At 56.5% G+C, this 14,956-nt stretch carries 18 protein-coding genes; 5 read left to right on the forward strand and 13 right to left on the reverse strand.

Annotated features, from left to right (window positions below):
- The first annotated feature begins 44 nt into the window (after nucleotides 1-44).
- Complete coding sequence (locus tag AC2FFP_RS04415) at nucleotides 45-653, forward strand: 2-hydroxychromene-2-carboxylate isomerase (RefSeq protein ID WP_496764883.1); 609 nt, start codon at nucleotides 45-47, stop codon at nucleotides 651-653.
- A gap of 8 nt (nucleotides 654-661) precedes the next feature.
- Here the strand turns inward: AC2FFP_RS04415 and AC2FFP_RS04420 are convergent, their stop codons facing one another.
- The gene (locus tag AC2FFP_RS04420) at nucleotides 662-1,687 is read right to left on the reverse strand and encodes a phosphotransferase family protein (protein ID WP_496764885.1); all 1,026 of its coding nucleotides are present in this window, start codon (nucleotides 1,685-1,687) and stop codon (nucleotides 662-664) included.
- Nucleotides 1,688-1,710: 23 nt separating this feature from the next.
- Nucleotides 1,711-2,529, reverse strand: coding sequence for an SDR family oxidoreductase (locus AC2FFP_RS04425; RefSeq protein ID WP_496843840.1), 819 nt, complete (start codon nucleotides 2,527-2,529; stop codon nucleotides 1,711-1,713).
- 134 nt (nucleotides 2,530-2,663) lie between these two features.
- Here AC2FFP_RS04425 and AC2FFP_RS04430 point away from each other — a divergent pair, with 134 nt between their 5' ends.
- From AC2FFP_RS04430 to AC2FFP_RS04440, 3 genes are all read left to right on the forward strand, one after another.
- A complete protein-coding gene (locus tag AC2FFP_RS04430) occupies nucleotides 2,664-3,665 on the forward strand; it encodes an NADPH:quinone oxidoreductase family protein (protein WP_496764890.1) in 1,002 nt (333 codons plus the stop codon).
- Between the two features lie 126 nt (nucleotides 3,666-3,791).
- A complete protein-coding gene (gene aroQ, locus AC2FFP_RS04435) occupies nucleotides 3,792-4,241 on the forward strand; it encodes a type II 3-dehydroquinate dehydratase (RefSeq protein WP_496880758.1) in 450 nt (149 codons plus the stop codon).
- Nucleotides 4,238-4,993 (forward strand): helix-turn-helix transcriptional regulator, encoded by a 756-nt coding sequence (locus tag AC2FFP_RS04440; RefSeq protein WP_058271634.1) that lies wholly within the window; start codon nucleotides 4,238-4,240, stop codon nucleotides 4,991-4,993. The genes aroQ and AC2FFP_RS04440 overlap by 4 nt, the downstream gene beginning before the upstream one ends.
- Nucleotides 4,994-5,364: 371 nt before the next feature.
- Here AC2FFP_RS04440 and tsf read toward each other — a convergent pair whose 3' ends face one another.
- From tsf to AC2FFP_RS04465, 5 genes are all read right to left on the reverse strand, one after another.
- On the reverse strand, nucleotides 5,365-6,240 hold the full coding sequence (tsf, locus tag AC2FFP_RS04445) for a translation elongation factor Ts (RefSeq protein ID WP_496880759.1): 876 nt from the start codon (nucleotides 6,238-6,240) through the stop codon (nucleotides 5,365-5,367).
- A gap of 76 nt (nucleotides 6,241-6,316) precedes the next feature.
- Nucleotides 6,317-7,120 carry a 30S ribosomal protein S2 gene (rpsB, locus tag AC2FFP_RS04450; RefSeq protein ID WP_496880760.1) on the reverse strand — a complete coding sequence of 268 codons (804 nt, stop codon included), beginning with the start codon at nucleotides 7,118-7,120 and terminating at the stop codon, nucleotides 6,317-6,319.
- Between the two features lie 166 nt (nucleotides 7,121-7,286).
- Complete coding sequence (olsA, locus tag AC2FFP_RS04455) at nucleotides 7,287-8,123, reverse strand: lyso-ornithine lipid O-acyltransferase (RefSeq protein WP_496880761.1); 837 nt, start codon at nucleotides 8,121-8,123, stop codon at nucleotides 7,287-7,289.
- 4 nt (nucleotides 8,124-8,127) lie between these two features.
- Nucleotides 8,128-8,883, reverse strand: a complete 756-nt coding sequence (gene olsB / locus AC2FFP_RS04460) for an L-ornithine N(alpha)-acyltransferase (RefSeq protein ID WP_496880762.1) — start codon at nucleotides 8,881-8,883, stop codon at nucleotides 8,128-8,130.
- Between the two features lie 97 nt (nucleotides 8,884-8,980).
- Nucleotides 8,981-9,163 (reverse strand): DUF3553 domain-containing protein, encoded by a 183-nt coding sequence (locus AC2FFP_RS04465; protein WP_058271637.1) that lies wholly within the window; start codon nucleotides 9,161-9,163, stop codon nucleotides 8,981-8,983.
- 44 nt (nucleotides 9,164-9,207) lie between these two features.
- Between AC2FFP_RS04465 and AC2FFP_RS04470 the strand changes: the two genes are divergently transcribed.
- Nucleotides 9,208-9,804, forward strand: coding sequence for a histidine phosphotransferase family protein (locus tag AC2FFP_RS04470; protein WP_496695472.1), 597 nt, complete (start codon nucleotides 9,208-9,210; stop codon nucleotides 9,802-9,804).
- Here the strand turns inward: AC2FFP_RS04470 and AC2FFP_RS04475 are convergent.
- The 6 genes from AC2FFP_RS04475 to AC2FFP_RS04500 are packed head-to-tail and all read right to left on the reverse strand — an operon-like array spanning nucleotide 9,801 to nucleotide 14,912.
- Entirely contained in the window at nucleotides 9,801-11,063 is a 1,263-nt protein-coding gene (locus AC2FFP_RS04475) for a glutamate-5-semialdehyde dehydrogenase (RefSeq protein WP_496880763.1), read from the reverse strand. The genes AC2FFP_RS04470 and AC2FFP_RS04475 overlap by 4 nt on opposite strands.
- Nucleotides 11,064-11,107: 44 nt before the next feature.
- The gene (gene proB / locus AC2FFP_RS04480) at nucleotides 11,108-12,214 is read right to left on the reverse strand and encodes a glutamate 5-kinase (RefSeq protein ID WP_496764902.1); all 1,107 of its coding nucleotides are present in this window, start codon (nucleotides 12,212-12,214) and stop codon (nucleotides 11,108-11,110) included.
- A complete protein-coding gene (gene obgE / locus AC2FFP_RS04485; protein ID WP_108858609.1) occupies nucleotides 12,202-13,236 on the reverse strand; it encodes a GTPase ObgE in 1,035 nt (344 codons plus the stop codon). The genes proB and obgE overlap by 13 nt, the downstream gene beginning before the upstream one ends.
- A 37-nt stretch (nucleotides 13,237-13,273) precedes the next feature.
- A complete protein-coding gene (locus AC2FFP_RS04490) occupies nucleotides 13,274-13,810 on the reverse strand; it encodes a GNAT family N-acetyltransferase (protein ID WP_496880764.1) in 537 nt (178 codons plus the stop codon).
- Nucleotides 13,807-14,415 carry a LysE family translocator gene (locus AC2FFP_RS04495; RefSeq protein ID WP_496722849.1) on the reverse strand — a complete coding sequence of 203 codons (609 nt, stop codon included), beginning with the start codon at nucleotides 14,413-14,415 and terminating at the stop codon, nucleotides 13,807-13,809. Before AC2FFP_RS04495 ends, AC2FFP_RS04490 begins: the two co-directional genes overlap by 4 nt.
- Nucleotides 14,412-14,912, reverse strand: a complete 501-nt coding sequence (locus tag AC2FFP_RS04500; RefSeq protein WP_496764904.1) for a GNAT family N-acetyltransferase — start codon at nucleotides 14,910-14,912, stop codon at nucleotides 14,412-14,414. The genes AC2FFP_RS04495 and AC2FFP_RS04500 overlap by 4 nt, the downstream gene beginning before the upstream one ends.
- Nucleotides 14,913-14,956: the final 44 nt, after the last annotated feature.

The raw sequence follows: 14,956 nt of genomic DNA on the forward strand, positions 1-14,956 counted from the left end.
GGTTCAGAGTTCATTTCACAGATCGTCGTATCGGAGTTTAGACAATGACGCAGACCATAGATTTCATTTTCGATTTTTGCAGCCCAAACGCATTTCTGGCCCATAAGGTTTTGCCCGAACTGGCGAAACGAAATGGCATGCAGGTAAGCTATGTGCCCGTGTTACTGCCGACGATATTCAAGGCGACACATAATCAGAACCCGTTCGAGGCATTTTCGGAAAACCGCCAGAAAACAGCCTATCTGACCCATGATCTTCATCGCTTTGCCCGCAGACGCGGATTAAGTTTTCATATGAGCCCGCATTTCCCGGTGAACACCAAGTTTGCCATGCGTGGTGCTGTATTTGCCTCCGGTAAATCTTGGGAATCCAAATATATAGACGCGATATATGATGCGATCTGGGTACATGGCCAGAAAGTCGATGAACTGGGTGTGCTGATGGATATCATGCACGAAAACAAACTTCCCGCGCGCAAAATCCGCGAGGCCATGACGGGTGCCGAAATAAAACAGCGGCTCAAAGAACAATCCAAGGCCGCCGTAAAACGAGGCGTATTTGGAGTGCCCACAATGTTTGTGGGTACCGAGATGTTTTTTGGCAAGAACAGCCTTGGCAATCTGAGGCTAGAGCTTTCCAAGTCGCCGGACTGACGGCCGAACTACGAATTCAGGGCTTCAAGCCCGTGTTTTGCAAACACCGGAACATAAGCCCCAAATACCTGCGCGCGTTTGGGATCAGACGCGTTGCCGTCCAATGCGCGCTTGTACACACCCTGCAGAATTCCGGCCATTCGGAAGAAATTGAACGCTAGGTAGAACCCGAAATTTTCAATCCCAGGTAAGCCGCGACGTTGGCAATATCGCCCGATAAACTCTTGATCTGACAGTATTCCCAGGGCTTGACGGTCGACGCCTGCCAACCCGCGACCCTCGTTTCCGGGGGGCAGTTGCCACTGCATGATAACCGCTGCCAGATCTGCGTAAGGGTGCCCGATCGTCGACAGCTCCCAATCCAGAACGCCAATGCAGCGGCAACCGTTTTGTTCGAACATCAGATTGTCGATGCGGTAATCACCATGCACCAACGTTCGCTGCCCGTCATCCTCCGGAATGGCCCCCTCAAGCGCGGAGATAAGCGCGTCCATTTCGGGGATGGTCGTTGTCTCGGATGCGCGATACTGCTTGGTCCAACGGGCAATTTGGCGCTCAAAGTAGTTGCCCGGCGGGCCATAATCGGACAGGCCTACCGCGTCCACATCGACGTCATGCAGATCGGCCAGCACGCGGTTCATTTCGTCGAATACACCACTGCGAGTTGCGTTGTCGTCCTCATCCACCGTCGGCTCAAGGAATACACGTCCCTGCAAGCGTTCCATTACATAAAACGCCGAACCGATGACGTCGTCATCCTCGCAAAGCAGCATCATCTGAGGGACCGGAACCGCGCTGTCGGCCAGTGCGCTTTGAACGCGAAACTCGCGTTCCACAGCATGGGCTGATTTCAGCAAGACGCCTGGCGGTTTACGGCGCAGCACGTAAGTCTTGGACGGTGTGCGCAATTCGAAAGTTGGGTTGGATTGTCCAATGGCGAACTTCGTCGCTTTCAGCGGCCCCATGTAACCGTCCAAATTTGCGCTGAGATAGGTGTCTAGCGCCGTCAGGTCGAGTTGTGATTTATCCCGCATTTCCAATAACTATTCCCCCGGCCCTATAGTGCTTCGGCGAAGAGATTACCGGCGGTCACCACGTTTAGGCCCCCAGAAACTGGGATGACGGCTCCGGTCACATAGCTGCCGCCGCGCCCGCATAGGAACAACATACACCCGGCGATATCTTCGTCGCGACCCACACGGCCCAGCGGTACTGTCTTGCCAACCTTTTCGCGCGTACCCTCGTCTGCCGTCGCAAAGGCTGTCATCCGTGATACAAATGGTCCCGGTGCAAGCGCGTTAACAGTGACGTGATAGGGCGACAATTCCTTGGCTAAAATCTTGGTCAGGTGCAGCACCGCGGCTTTGGATGCAGAATAGCTGTAAGCACCGTCGCCCATCGGTACCTCACCCATTACTGATCCAACGTTGACGACGCGCGCCGGATCGTCGGGTGTTCCGGACTTCATCAGCATCGGCAACAGGCGCTGCGTCAGTTCGAACAGACCAGCGACGTTGACGGAATTGACCTTTTCCCACGCGTGATGGGGAAACTGTCCCAGCGGTGAACCCCAAGAGATGCCCGCATTATTCATCAGGATATCAAGGGTATCCGTGCGATTCTTGACCTCATCGACCATGGCCACAACGCCGTCTTCCGTTCCAACTTCTCCGCTGAAACCTTCGGCGCTTCCGGGCGCGTCCAGAGCATTCAGCTCGGCCGCGACGGTTTCACATGCTTCCCCTTTGCGCGACGCGATCAGTACGCGTGCCCCTGCCCTTACAAGCGATTCCGCAGCCATCCGGCCAATGCCGGTGGCACCACCTGTCACCAGTGCGGTTTTTCCCTGCAGCGAAAATAGGGTTTCAGGGGTCATGGTCTGCTCCTCGGTTTTGAATTGGGGCACAGGTGGCGATTTTCGGCGAGATTTGCACCCTGCGGAATTCTTGACAACATTCACCGCTGCGCCAAAGGTCCTCTCAACCGAATAACAAGGACAAGATAGTCATTATGCAAGCGTTACTCAGCGTCGCGCCGGGCGGACCGGATACTTTGGAACTTACGACCCTGCCCGACCCGGTGCCAGGAAAGGGAGATTTGCTGGTCGGGGTCAAGGCTGCTGGCGTCAATTTCCCCGATACGTTGATGATCCAAGACCTGTATCAGATTAAGCCACCAAGACCATTTGCCCCCGGGGGGGAAATCGCAGGTGAGGTATTGGGCGTTGGAGAAGGCGTGAACGGGTTCGAAGTTGGGGACAGGGTTCTGGCGCTGACCGGATATGGCGGTTTTGCAACGCAATTGACGGTCAAGGCGGCTACAGCCGTGAAATTCCCCACATCGATGCCATTCGATGACGCGGCTTGTTTCATTTTCACCTACGGCACGTCCTACCACGCGCTGAAAGACCGTGCCGCATTGCAGCCTGGTGAAACCCTTTTGGTGCTGGGTGCCGCAGGTGGTGTCGGTAGCGCGGCCGTTGAACTGGGCAAGGCGATGGGCGCGCGTGTCATAGCGGCCGTATCTTCTCAGGAAAAGGCGGATTTTTGCCGTCAAATCGGCGCGGACGACACAATCGTATATTCCCGCCAGATGGATCGTAATGCGCAAAAGGCATTCTCCGGTGAAATCAAGGCTATAGCGGGCGCAAATGGCGTGGATGTCGTCTATGATGCCGTTGGTGGGGATTATGCCGAACCAGCGCTGCGCAGCATGGCGTGGAATGGCCGGTTCCTTGTTGTCGGGTTTCCGGCCGGTATTCCCAAAGTCCCACTCAATCTACCATTGTTGAAGGGCTGCCAGGTCGTTGGCGTGTTCTGGGGGGCTTCGGTCTATCGTGATCCCAAGAGCCATGCCGAAAATGTCAGCGAGTTGTTCGACTTATACGCCAATTCACAGATAAAGCCGCAAATCAGTCGGCGGTTTCCTTTAGCGGATGCAAGCGAGGCACTGAAATTATTGAACGACCGCACCGTTCTTGGAAAAGTTGTGGTAACGATGCCAGAATCCTGACTGGTTTTCGACGCTTGGTTCAAGATCAGATGGTGTTAGATGCGCGACACTCGCCTGATGAGTGCGCAGGCTGGTGGACATCCATACCTAATCACGTTTATCAACCAGTAATGGGACGGAGAATGAATGCATAAAGTTCTGATTTTGAACGGTCCGAACCTGAACTTGCTGGGCACACGACAACCCGAGGTTTATGGCCGTACAACGCTGAAAATGGTCGAAGAAACCTGTGTAAGCCACGGCGCGTCTATCGGGTTGGACGTATCACACCTGCAATCCAATCACGAAGGTGTGCTGATCGACGCGATCCACGCGGCCAAAGGCAATCAGGACGGGATCGTTCTGAACGCCGGCGCGTATACACACACCTCGGTCGCTTTGATGGATGCGATCGCTTCGGTAGACCTGCCGGTTGTTGAGGTTCACCTGTCGAACATACACGCACGTGAACCCTTCCGGCACAAATCCTATGTGGCGCCGGTTGCGCTGGGACAGATCTGCGGCTTTGGGCTGCAGAGCTATGTGATGGCGTTGGATGCGCTGTCGGCGCATTTGCAAATCGAGGGGTCCGTATGAAGCTGGGCGAGTATCTGAATTTCCTCAGCTACGTCAAAACGCTGGAAGAGCTTTGGGACGCTCATTGCCGCCAGATGGCAATTTTCGGTTTCGACCGTCTGCTATACGGCTATACGCGCTACAGGACCGAAACGTCTTTGGGAGACCCCGAAGACTTCACCATCCTTACAAACCACGGCAAAGAGTACATTGATGGTTTCGTTCGCGATGGGCTGTACTTTCATGCACCCATGCTGAAATGGGCGCTGCACAATGAAGGCGCGGCCAGTTGGAGAATGATTCAGGATATGAATTCCGACGGCACGATGACCGCCCAGGAACGCCAAGTATACGAGTTCAATCGGTCAAAAGGCGTTGTGGCGGGATACACTATCAGTTTCACCTCGGTTTCGATGCGGTCGAAGGGTGCGATCTCTCTTTCGGCTGGTGGGGCCACTAGTCAGGATGAGGTCGATGCAATCTGGGCGGAACATGGCGATGACATTTTGTTGATGAACAATGTCGCGCATCTGAAGATACTTACCCTGCCCTACAACACCCCCAATCGCGCTCTGACGAAGCGTCAGCGCGAGGCGCTGGAATGGGTTGGCGATGGGAAGACGACACAGGACATTGCGCTTTTGATGGGGCTGACGTCGGCGACCGTTGAGAAGCATTTGAGGCTTGCCCGTGAGTCGTTGTCAGTCGAAACAACGGCGCAAGCCGTGCTCAAAGCATCCCTGCAAAATCAGATGTTCATCATGGAAGCATGATGTGATCAATTTGACGCTAATTTGCGTCAATTTACGTAGGGTAAGGAAATCATGACTTCCCGAATCTGAGCCCCAGTTGCACAGTGATATTGTTCCGTGAGTGGTGGCTTTAGCCTGGGAACGTTTTGATCGGATCTTTGCAATACCAAAGCTCTCCGGTCGCTCTGACGTAAAGGCGTCTATTTGTACGCGTCTCTTAGTCGGAATTTTGGGGGGCCTCGACCATCCCCATCTGCGGGGCCCCTCAATCCTTCCTTTTTTTGTATGAGATTCAGTTCATGCGCTGATTGGCGCAAAAAAACCGACTACCAAAATGGTAGCCGGTTTCTATCTTGTTCAGGGTGAGGCCCATCTAAGGACCTCTGCCAGACTTAGCCTTGTGCGGCTTTGGCAACTTCGGCTGCGAAGTCTTCTTTTTCGACCACGATGCCTTCGCCAACTTCAAGACGAATGAAGCCGGTGATGGTTGCGCCCGCTTCTTTGGCCGCTGCTTCAACGGTCAGGTCAGGGTTCACAACAAAAGACTGGTTCAACAGGGTCGCTTCAGCCACGAATTTCTTCATACGGCCTTCGATCATCTTTTCGATCACCTGTTCCGGCTTGCCGGATTCGCGGGCGATGTCCATCTGAACCTGCTTTTCTTTCTCGACAACAGCCGGATCCATGTCGGCCTCAGACAAAGCCGCTGGGTTCACAGCTGCGATATGCATCGCAACCTGCTTGCCAATCGCTTCGTCACCACCGGACAATGCAACCAGTACACCGATTTTGCCCATGCCGTTGGTTGCCGCATTGTGGACGTAGGACACAACAGTGTCGCCCGACAGTTTGGCCATGCGACGCACCGACATGTTCTCGCCGATAGTGGCGATCTTGTCGGTCAGGGTGTCTGCAACGGACTTGCCGCCCAAATCAGCTGCCAGCAGTGCATCGACATTGTCGACGCCCTCGGCGGCGTAAGCAATCTTGCCGACCATTTCCTGGAACTCGGCGTTCTTCGCGACGAAGTCGGTTTCCGAGTTCACTTCGACGGCAACACCGTTGCCACCGTTGACGTGCACTGCAACCAGACCTTCTGCTGCGGTACGGCCCGATTTCTTGGCCGCTTTGGCCAGGCCTTTGGTCCGCAGCCAGTCAACGGCTTCGTCCATGTTGCCGCCGGTTTCGGTCAGCGCTTTTTTTGCGTCCATCATGCCTGCGCCGGTCTGATCGCGCAGTTCTTTAACCATTGCTGCTGTGATTGCCATCTTTTGGCTCTCCTCAATTCAAACGGAATTGGGGCAGGTCTACCCTGCCCCATATGTCAATTACGTGACGGGCAGCTTACGCTTCGGCTTTGGCTTCCGGCGCGGCTTCTTCAGCAGCGGGAGCTTCTTCCGCAACGACTTCTTCAACCGGAGCTTCTTCGAATGCGCCCAGGTCAACACCCGCAGCACCCATCTGAGCGGTCATGCCGTCCAGAGCGGCACGAGCGACCAGATCGCAATACAGCGAGATTGCGCGCGCCGCGTCGTCGTTGCCGGGGATGATGTAGTCCACGCCGTCGGGCGAGCAGTTGGTGTCGACAACAGCCACAACCGGGATACCCAGCTTGTTGGCTTCGGCGATGGCCAGCGCTTCTTTCTTGACGTCGATGACGAACAGCAGGTCAGGAACGCCGCCCATTTCGCGGATGCCGCCCAGCGAGGCCTGCAGTTTGCCCTGGTCACGTTCCATGCCCAGACGCTCTTTCTTGGTCAGGCCTTCGGCGCCCGATTCCATCGCTTCGTCGATCTGGTTCAGACGATTGATCGACTGAGAAACGGTTTTCCAGTTGGTCAGCGTGCCGCCTAGCCAGCGGTGGTTCATGTAGTACTGAGCCGACTTTTCAGCGGCTTCTGCGATCGGCTGAGCTGCCTGACGCTTGGTACCAACGAACAGAACGCGGCCACCTTTTGCAACGGTGTCACGAACGGCCTGCAGAGCCTGGTCCAACATTGGAACGGTCTGGGTCAGGTCCATGATGTGGATGCCATTGCGCGAGCCGTAGATAAACGGGCCCATGCGGGGATTCCAACGCTGTGTCTGGTGACCAAAGTGAACGCCAGCTTCCAGCAGCTGACGCATGGTGAACTCGGGAAGAGCCATGCTATTTTCCTTTTCCGGTTTACGCCTGGGCGGGGGTGAAAGAAGCGGATGCTCCAACCGGCGGGCCAGATAAGGATGTCTCCCTCAAATAGCCCAAACCCCGCCTGCGGGTTTTAATGGCGCGCGTATACGGTAGGATTTCGTCCTGTGCAAGTGCCAAATGGCCTTATTTTTCAAGCCGCGCAATTGCATGCGCGTGACGCACTGCCTCTTCGCAATGTGCCGCCAACGCCTTGCGGTCGGCAAAATCGCTGACTTTGGCTGGAACGTGGTAAATCAATTCCACCGTCCCCTGCCGACGCGCGCCCAAGGTCTTGAGAAGATGCGGGGCAAAATCCATATCGCCCCACCAGCCATAGAACCTGTCAGGCTGCCCTTTTGGCGCGTGAAAGACTACGGAAACAGGCTGAACATACATAAAGTCCCGCAATTCATCCGAGAAGAACGCGGCGAAAAGCGTTGTTTTAAAGGGCAAAACACGAAGGCCGTCGGTCGAGGTGCCCTCGGGAAAAAACAACAACTTATGCCCGACTTTCAAGCGCTCTTCAAAGATCAGGGTCTGTTCGCGGGCTTTCTTGCGATCTCGTTCGATAAACACCGTGCCCGTGGCGCGGGCTAGCCAGCCGATACCCGGCCATTTGGCCACCTCGGCCTTGGACACGAAGTACACCCGCTTACGGGCGTTCAGCGCAAAGATGTCGAGCCAAGAAGTGTGGTTCGCGACCACAGCGCCGCGTTCGCGCATCAATTCACCGGAACTGCGAAAGCCGATGCCAAGAAGCCGGAGCGCATTGCGGCAGACAAACTGCGCAATGAACGGTGTGATCGGACGCCGTAAACCGAACAGCGGGCGCTCGAACAGGCGAACGGTCAACAAAACGAGCAGCCCGCCAAAAACCAGCAATGCCAAGGGAAGGCCGCGCAAGATTACCAATGCCCAGCCAAATACGCCCAATTCAATCGGGTCTGGCGCGTCGTCACTGTCCCAAAGCGGATCGTTCACTGGATTAGGCTCCGCTGTAAATACGCCGCTGACGCTCGTTCATGCGCGCCGTGTCGAGGATCAGGCAAACATCTGTTGTGTTGAACGCGTGGTCGATAAACGCCCCCTCGCCCACAAAGCCACCCAACCGCAGGTACGCCTTGATCAGCGCGGGAACCTGTACCATCGCCCCACGGCGATCCAACGCATCCGGCGCGACAAGGTCCATGCTTTGAAACACATCGGGTTGCGCCCTGACCCGCAGGTCCGGCGGGGCCAGATGATTGTGGTGCAACATCGACAAAGACTGGGCCAGCTCCTGTACATTGATGCCATGGAAGCTGGCGACCCCGAACAGGACCTCAATATCGCGCTCGGCCACATAGCCCGCTAGGCCATTCCAAAGATGGTACATCGCCGTTCCGCCCCGATAGTCCGGGTGAAGGCAGGAACGTCCAAGCTCCAACAATTTGCGGCCGCTCTGTTTCAACACGGTCAGGTCGTATTCATCCTCGGAATAGAATTGCCCCAATTCGACGGCTCGTTCACCCGGTAACAGCCTGTAAACGCCCACAACTTCGCCAGTGGCGTCATCATAGGCCAGCATGTGATCAAAAAAAGGATCGAACTGATCCTGCTCTAACCCTGCCTCGTGGTCCACCATCTTGCCGCCGCCGCCCAATTCGCGGACGAACACATCATATCGCAGCCTCTGAGCTGCGCGCAATTCGGCCTCGGATTCGGCGAGTTTTACGGTGAAAGAAGGGCCTGCATCCGGCATCGGGTATTCCGCTTTTGTTTGCGCGCTGATACCGCAGTTTTCGGTCAAATGGCAACCAGCACGGCGTGGCCCATCGTTAACCATTCTTAAACCAGTTTCACGGATCAAAGACGGGCGTCAGGGCGATGCGGGTTCCGTCAATCACCACTTTTCCCTGTTCTTGGAAATTCACGGTGATCTTGCCCCCAATGTTGGACTGCACCTGTCCGACGCCCCAGTCGGGGAAATCGGGGTGGCGGACATACATGCCCGGTGCAAGTATGGCATTGAGGTCTGTCATGATCGGGCTCCGGTCCGGCGGCAGATACAACAGGAGAGGTACGCATGGGCGACACCAACGTCAATCTGGCCGAACTGATCGGGTCTCGAATTTGTCACGATCTGATCAGCCCCATTGGCGCAATAAACAACGGGCTGGAACTGCTTGAGATGGTCGGAACCATGCAGGGCCCCGAGATGGAGCTGATCTCGGGCAGCGTCGGAAGCGCCGGAGCAAAGATCAGGTTTTTTCGCGTCGCTTTTGGGTCGGCCAGCGATCAACCGTTGGGCCGGGCCGAAGTCACTGAGTTGTTGAAAGACGTTGAAAGCGTTGGTCGTGTGCGTGTCAACTGGCACGTGACCGATGCGATGCCACGCAATCAGGTCAAGCTCGCCTTTTTGGCCCTGATGTGTTGCGAGAGAGCCATGCCGATGGGGGGCGACGTCACCGTGGAAAATAACGGTGGCAGTTGGACGGTGACCGGTGTGGCGGACAAGCTGAATATAGAGTCTGATCTTTGGAAGAACCTACCCAAAGGCCAATTTGCGAATAAGGTGACGCCAGCACAGGTGCAGTTTGCACTGCTGCCCCAGACCGCTGCCTCGATGGGTCGGCGGGTTGTGGCGGAAACCACCTCAACCCGCGTCGCTATCCGTTTTTAAGACCGGACGGTCCCGTTTCCGCGGACAAGGTATTTGAAGCTCGTCAGCTGAGCGGCCCCGACCGGGCCGCGCGCATGCATTTTGCCGGTTGCGATTCCGATCTCGGCCCCCATTCCGAACTCGCCACCATCGGCAAACTGGGTTGAAGCATTGTGCATCAGAATCGCACTGTCGAGCCGTTCAAAGAACCGGGCAGCGGCATCGGCATCCTCGGTCATGATGCAATCGGTGTGGTTCGAACCGTACTGACGGATATGCGCGATCGCTGCATCGATATCAGCCACCGGCTTGGCCGCGATGATGCTGTCGAGGAATTCCTTGCCCCAGTCGTCGCCCGTGGCCGCAATGGTGCCGTCCAGGGCCAACGCGCCTTCGGCATGGATTTCGACGCCCGCCGCAAGCAAAGCGGAAATGATATCCTGGCCGAGTGTTTCAGCCACATCCTGATGGATCAGCAAGCACTCGGCAGCACCACAAATCCCAGTGCGCCGGGTTTTGGCGTTCAGCACGACGTCCAGCGTTTTTTGGGGGTCTGCAGCCTTGTCGACATAGATGTGCACGATACCTTCCAAGTGCGCAAAGACGGGCACGCGTGCTTCGCGCTGAACTAACCCAACCAGACCTTTTCCGCCGCGCGGAACGATGACGTCCACACAATCGGTCATGGTCAGCAGCTCTTGCACTGCGGCGCGGTCTCGCGTGGGCACAAGTTGAATGGCGTCTTCTGGCAGGTTTGCAGCCTTTAGCCCTTGGACCAGACAGGCGTGAATGGCGGTTGAGGAATGGAAACTTTCCGAGCCGCCGCGCAGGATCACTGCATTGCCGGACTTCAGGCACAGTGCGCCTGCATCCGCCGTCACATTCGGACGGCTTTCGTAAATCACTCCGATAACGCCCAGAGGCGTGCGAACACGCTGGATGTTCAGGCCCGAGGCCATGTCCCATTCGGTCAGAACCTCGCCTACGGGGTCTGCCTGATCCGCGACCGTGCGCAGGCCATCAACCATGCCCTGAATGCGCGCATCATCCAGCATCAGCCGGTCCATCATCGCCGGGCTCAGGCCCTTTTCACGCCCAAACTCCAGGTCTTTCTTGTTGGCCTCAATGATATTTGCGCGGTTGGCCCAAACAGCGTCAGCTGCAGCAATTAGGGCAGCATGTTTACGCTCGGCGCTAGCAAAGGCCAAATCGGCCGAGGCCGCTTTGGCGCGTTTTCCAAGATCGGCCATCAGGGCGGGAATGTTGTCGAAATCCTTCATCTCAGGTGCCTTTCGGTCGGTCTTTGCGTTTTAACATCGCGCCGTTACAGCGCCAAATCATCTCGGTGGATCAGGACGGCGCGGCCCGGATAGCCCAACGTCTCTTCGATTTCCGAGGACTTTCGTCCCTTGATCGCATCTGCCTCTTGCGCAGTGTATCGGCTGAGCCCCTGTGCCAGCCGTCGTGCCTGCGGGTCCATAATCGCAACTGGGTCACCGCGCCCAAAGTCGCCTGTGACTTCAACAATTCCAGCGGGCAACAGGCTTTTACCATTGCCCAACGCCCTTGCCGCGCCTGCATCGACCACGATTTCACCACGCGGTTTCATGGCCGAGATCCAGCGCTTGCGCGCGGCATGCGGGTCCAGCGTCGCTGTAAACCAAGTGCAATTGGCGCCATCTTCAAGCGATTTCAGCGGGTTCAAAGTCGAACCTTCGGTGATCGCCATATCACAACCGGCAGCAGTTGCCATCTTGCCGGCCAGCAGCTTGGTCTTCATTCCGCCTTTGGACAGGCCGGAACCAGCATCGCCTGCCATTTCCTCGATCTCGGGCGTGATGGCCTCAATCACATCGAAACGCTTGGCGTTTCCGTCTTCACTCGGGTTCCCGGTGTAGAATCCGTCAACATCCGACAACAGGATCAATTGATCGGCCCCAACCGTCACGGCGATCTGCGCCGCCAACCGGTCATTGTCGCCGTAGCGGATCTCATCCGTAGCCACCGTATCGTTTTCGTTGACGATCGGAACCACGCCTAAACTCAGCAGCGTTTCCAGCGTCGCGCGAGAGTTCAGATACCGCCGCCGGTCCTCGCTGTCTTCCAGCGTCACCAAAACCTGCGCAGTTGTGATTGTGTGCGGCGTCAAAGCCTCTTCATAGGCCCGCGCCAGTCGAATTTGGCCAACAGCAGCGGCGGCTTGGGATTGTTCCAACGGCAAATCCGCCATGGGCAGGCCCAAAACTCCGCGCCCCAACGCAATCGATCCGGATGAGACCAAAATGACGTCAGTTCCCTGCCCTTTGAGCCAGGCCACGTCTTGGGCCAGCGAGTGCAACCAACCCGACCTCAGCAATCCGGTATCACGGTCCACCAGCAAGGCAGAGCCGATTTTGACCACCAATCGGCGTGCTGCGGTCAGGGTTGCCAAGACTTGGTCTCCTCAACAGGTTTTTGCCGCAGGCGGTTTTCGTCGATCTGGGCACGCAAGGCGCGCAACACTTCGGTCACGCCCAGATGCGCGACACCAGACATGGTCATCACAGGGCCACCAACAGCCTCTTCCAGCTCAGCCCTTTGCAGCGCCTGTTCCTCTTCGTCCAGCGCATCGACCTTGTTCAGAACTGTGATCCTGGGCTTTTCAGCCAGTTCACCGCCGTAAGCTTCGAGTTCATGAATGATGGTGCGGTAATCCTCGGCGACGGTTTCCGAGGTGCCATCGACCAGATGCAGCAGAACGGCACAACGTTCCACGTGACCAAGGAACCGGTCACCGATCCCGCGCCCCTCATGGGCGCCTTCGATCAGGCCGGGAATATCCGCGACGACAAATTCCACATTGTCGACACCGACAACACCAAGATTGGGATGCAGGGTCGTGAACGGATAGTCAGCAATCTTGGGCCGCGCGTTCGATGTGGCCGCCAGAAAGGTCGATTTACCGGCATTGGGCATGCCCAACAAACCGACATCCGCGATAAGTTTCAGCCGCAGCCAGATCGTGCGGTCGATCCCCGCCTGCCCCGGGTTAGCCCGGCGCGGAGCCTGATTGGTTGCCGATTTGAAATGCAGGTTACCAAAGCCGCCATTGCCGCCCTTGGCCAGCAGAACACGCTGCCCAACCTCTGTCAGGTCGCAGATGACGGTCTCTTCGTCCTCGTCAAGTATCTCGGTTCCAACCGGCACGCGCAGGATGATTTCGTCACCATCCTTGCCCGTGCGCTGCTGACCACGACCGGGTTGACCGTTCTTGGCAAAGAAATGCTGCTGATAGCGGAAGTCGATCAGGGTGTTCAGCCCATCCACAACTTCGGCCCAGACCGAACCGCCTTTACCGCCGTCACCGCCATCGGGACCGCCGTATTCAATGTACTTTTCACGCCGAAAACTGACGCACCCGCCACCGCCGGCCCCTGACCGGATGTAGACCTTTGCAAGATCGAGAAATTTCATGTGTGTCCCCTACTGCAAAGGCCCCATCGGCCACAAGTCAGAGTTTTTTACTATATGTCCAGGTGGGCACATTCGCATCGCGCGCCACCGAGTAACTTTCGGCGTCACCCAGATACTGGAACCCACAATGGATCAGAACCCGGGCCGAGGCAGGATTGTCCTGAAACACGCTGGCAAACAAATTCGAATTTTCAAGCGGGTTAGCTTTCACCAACATCTCGACGGCCAGTGAGGCTACGCCTGTATTCCAGTAAACAGGTGCCACCCAATAGCCAACTTCGGACTGATTGCGATCCAGCCGTGTAAGCGAAATCAGACCAATCAGTTCCGGCCCACCATCTTTGGTGGCGTCCATCGCCCAGACGTCCTCATCCCGGTCTTCAGCCATCGAACGCGTCACAAACGCCTCGACCGACCCCGGTGGCAGCGGATGCGGGATCGACGTAGTCATACGTGCCACGCGCTCATCGCCTGCATAATGCTCGATGAGACCCATATCCGACCGGCGCAATGGGCGCAGATCGAACCGCTCGGTTTCGAGGACCGGCTGGTTTATTATTGTCTCGAGTTTCATGAGTGCGTTCCTCCTCCGAACAACACAAAAAATACGGACGCAACAGTGAGACTCGCTAACGTCCACATCAGATATTTTTCCACGGGCCGACCTTCAACCACGTGGGCAATTCTATCTCCGGCAAATGTCCAGATCGGGTGTAAAACCATCTGGCAAAGCAATAAACAGAGAGCGATCGTGAACGTCGCGTTAAAGCTGGGCGTGCCAACCGCAACGAACCCGGTAAATCCGGCTATGATCATGGCCCAAGCCTTCGGGTTAAGGGGATGAACGATCAGCCCCGCCCAAAAACCGGGCACGTCTCCCACAGTTTCACTGCGCGAAAGACGCAGATTGGCGATCTTCCAGGCCAACCAGCAGATATACGCCGCCGAGGCGTATTTCAGGACCGTAAAGACAATCGGTGCCTGATCTGCGAGTTGCAACAGACCAAAACCAACGGGCCAGATGATCAGCTGTTTGCCCAGGATCACACCGGCCACAAACGGCAGAGCCGCCCGAAACCCATAGCGTGCACCTGTACCCAGCAGGACCATATTGGCGGGACCGGGCGTTCCGACCTGAGAGGCTGCGAAGATTAGGAAACTGGTGGTTGCAACGGTCATTGCATCGCCTCCCAGCCCGCACGACGCAGCAGAACGTCCTGAATTATCACATCTTCGTTGGTCGACTGCACCGTCGCACGATGCTGGCCATTTGGTTTGAACCCAAGTTTGGAGAGAACCGCCTTGGACCGTTCGTTGCCGACATGATAACCCGAGGTCAGTTTCTGCTGATCAGCCGCAAAGAACCTCGAAATCATCGCGCGGGAGGCTTCGGTCACATAACCTTGCCCCCAGAACGCTTTGGCAACCCAATACCCCAGTTGTGATCCGGTCGAGATGCAGCCGATAAGGTTCTCTTCCCGAGTAATGGCAAAGGCATCATGCTCGGCAGCCATCTCGTCCACAAATTCGGTCGAATGCGCGTTCTCATAGGGGTGCGGTACAACCGTCAACCAGAGCACCACGTCCAGATCGTTCAGAAGAGTGACAAGACGCGACGAATCCTCACGCCGAAACCGACGTAATACAAGACGCTCTGTTTTTATCACTTCGGTCATGGGACCGCTCCTGAAAACGAGAAAGGGGACCGGCACTTTCTGCC

The organism is Ruegeria sp. YTSC004, assembly GCF_059609805.1.

Coding starts and splice junctions, on each gene's coding strand:
- AC2FFP_RS04415 (WP_496764883.1), top strand. CDS start 45: ATGACGCAGACCATAGATTTCATTTTCGATTTTTGCAGCCCAAACGCA.
- AC2FFP_RS04420 (WP_496764885.1), bottom strand. CDS start 1,687: ATGCGGGATAAATCACAACTCGACCTGACGGCGCTAGACACCTATCTC.
- AC2FFP_RS04425 (WP_496843840.1), bottom strand. CDS start 2,529: ATGACCCCTGAAACCCTATTTTCGCTGCAGGGAAAAACCGCACTGGTG.
- AC2FFP_RS04430 (WP_496764890.1), top strand. CDS start 2,664: ATGCAAGCGTTACTCAGCGTCGCGCCGGGCGGACCGGATACTTTGGAA.
- aroQ (WP_496880758.1), top strand. CDS start 3,792: ATGCATAAAGTTCTGATTTTGAACGGTCCGAACCTGAACTTGCTGGGC.
- AC2FFP_RS04440 (WP_058271634.1), top strand. CDS start 4,238: ATGAAGCTGGGCGAGTATCTGAATTTCCTCAGCTACGTCAAAACGCTG.
- tsf (WP_496880759.1), bottom strand. CDS start 6,240: ATGGCAATCACAGCAGCAATGGTTAAAGAACTGCGCGATCAGACCGGC.
- rpsB (WP_496880760.1), bottom strand. CDS start 7,120: ATGGCTCTTCCCGAGTTCACCATGCGTCAGCTGCTGGAAGCTGGCGTT.
- olsB (WP_496880762.1), bottom strand. CDS start 8,883: ATGCCGGATGCAGGCCCTTCTTTCACCGTAAAACTCGCCGAATCCGAG.
- AC2FFP_RS04465 (WP_058271637.1), bottom strand. CDS start 9,163: ATGACAGACCTCAATGCCATACTTGCACCGGGCATGTATGTCCGCCAC.
- AC2FFP_RS04470 (WP_496695472.1), top strand. CDS start 9,208: ATGGGCGACACCAACGTCAATCTGGCCGAACTGATCGGGTCTCGAATT.
- AC2FFP_RS04475 (WP_496880763.1), bottom strand. CDS start 11,063: ATGAAGGATTTCGACAACATTCCCGCCCTGATGGCCGATCTTGGAAAA.
- obgE (WP_108858609.1), bottom strand. CDS start 13,236: ATGAAATTTCTCGATCTTGCAAAGGTCTACATCCGGTCAGGGGCCGGC.
- AC2FFP_RS04490 (WP_496880764.1), bottom strand. CDS start 13,810: ATGAAACTCGAGACAATAATAAACCAGCCGGTCCTCGAAACCGAGCGG.
- AC2FFP_RS04495 (WP_496722849.1), bottom strand. CDS start 14,415: ATGACCGTTGCAACCACCAGTTTCCTAATCTTCGCAGCCTCTCAGGTC.
- AC2FFP_RS04500 (WP_496764904.1), bottom strand. CDS start 14,912: ATGACCGAAGTGATAAAAACAGAGCGTCTTGTATTACGTCGGTTTCGG.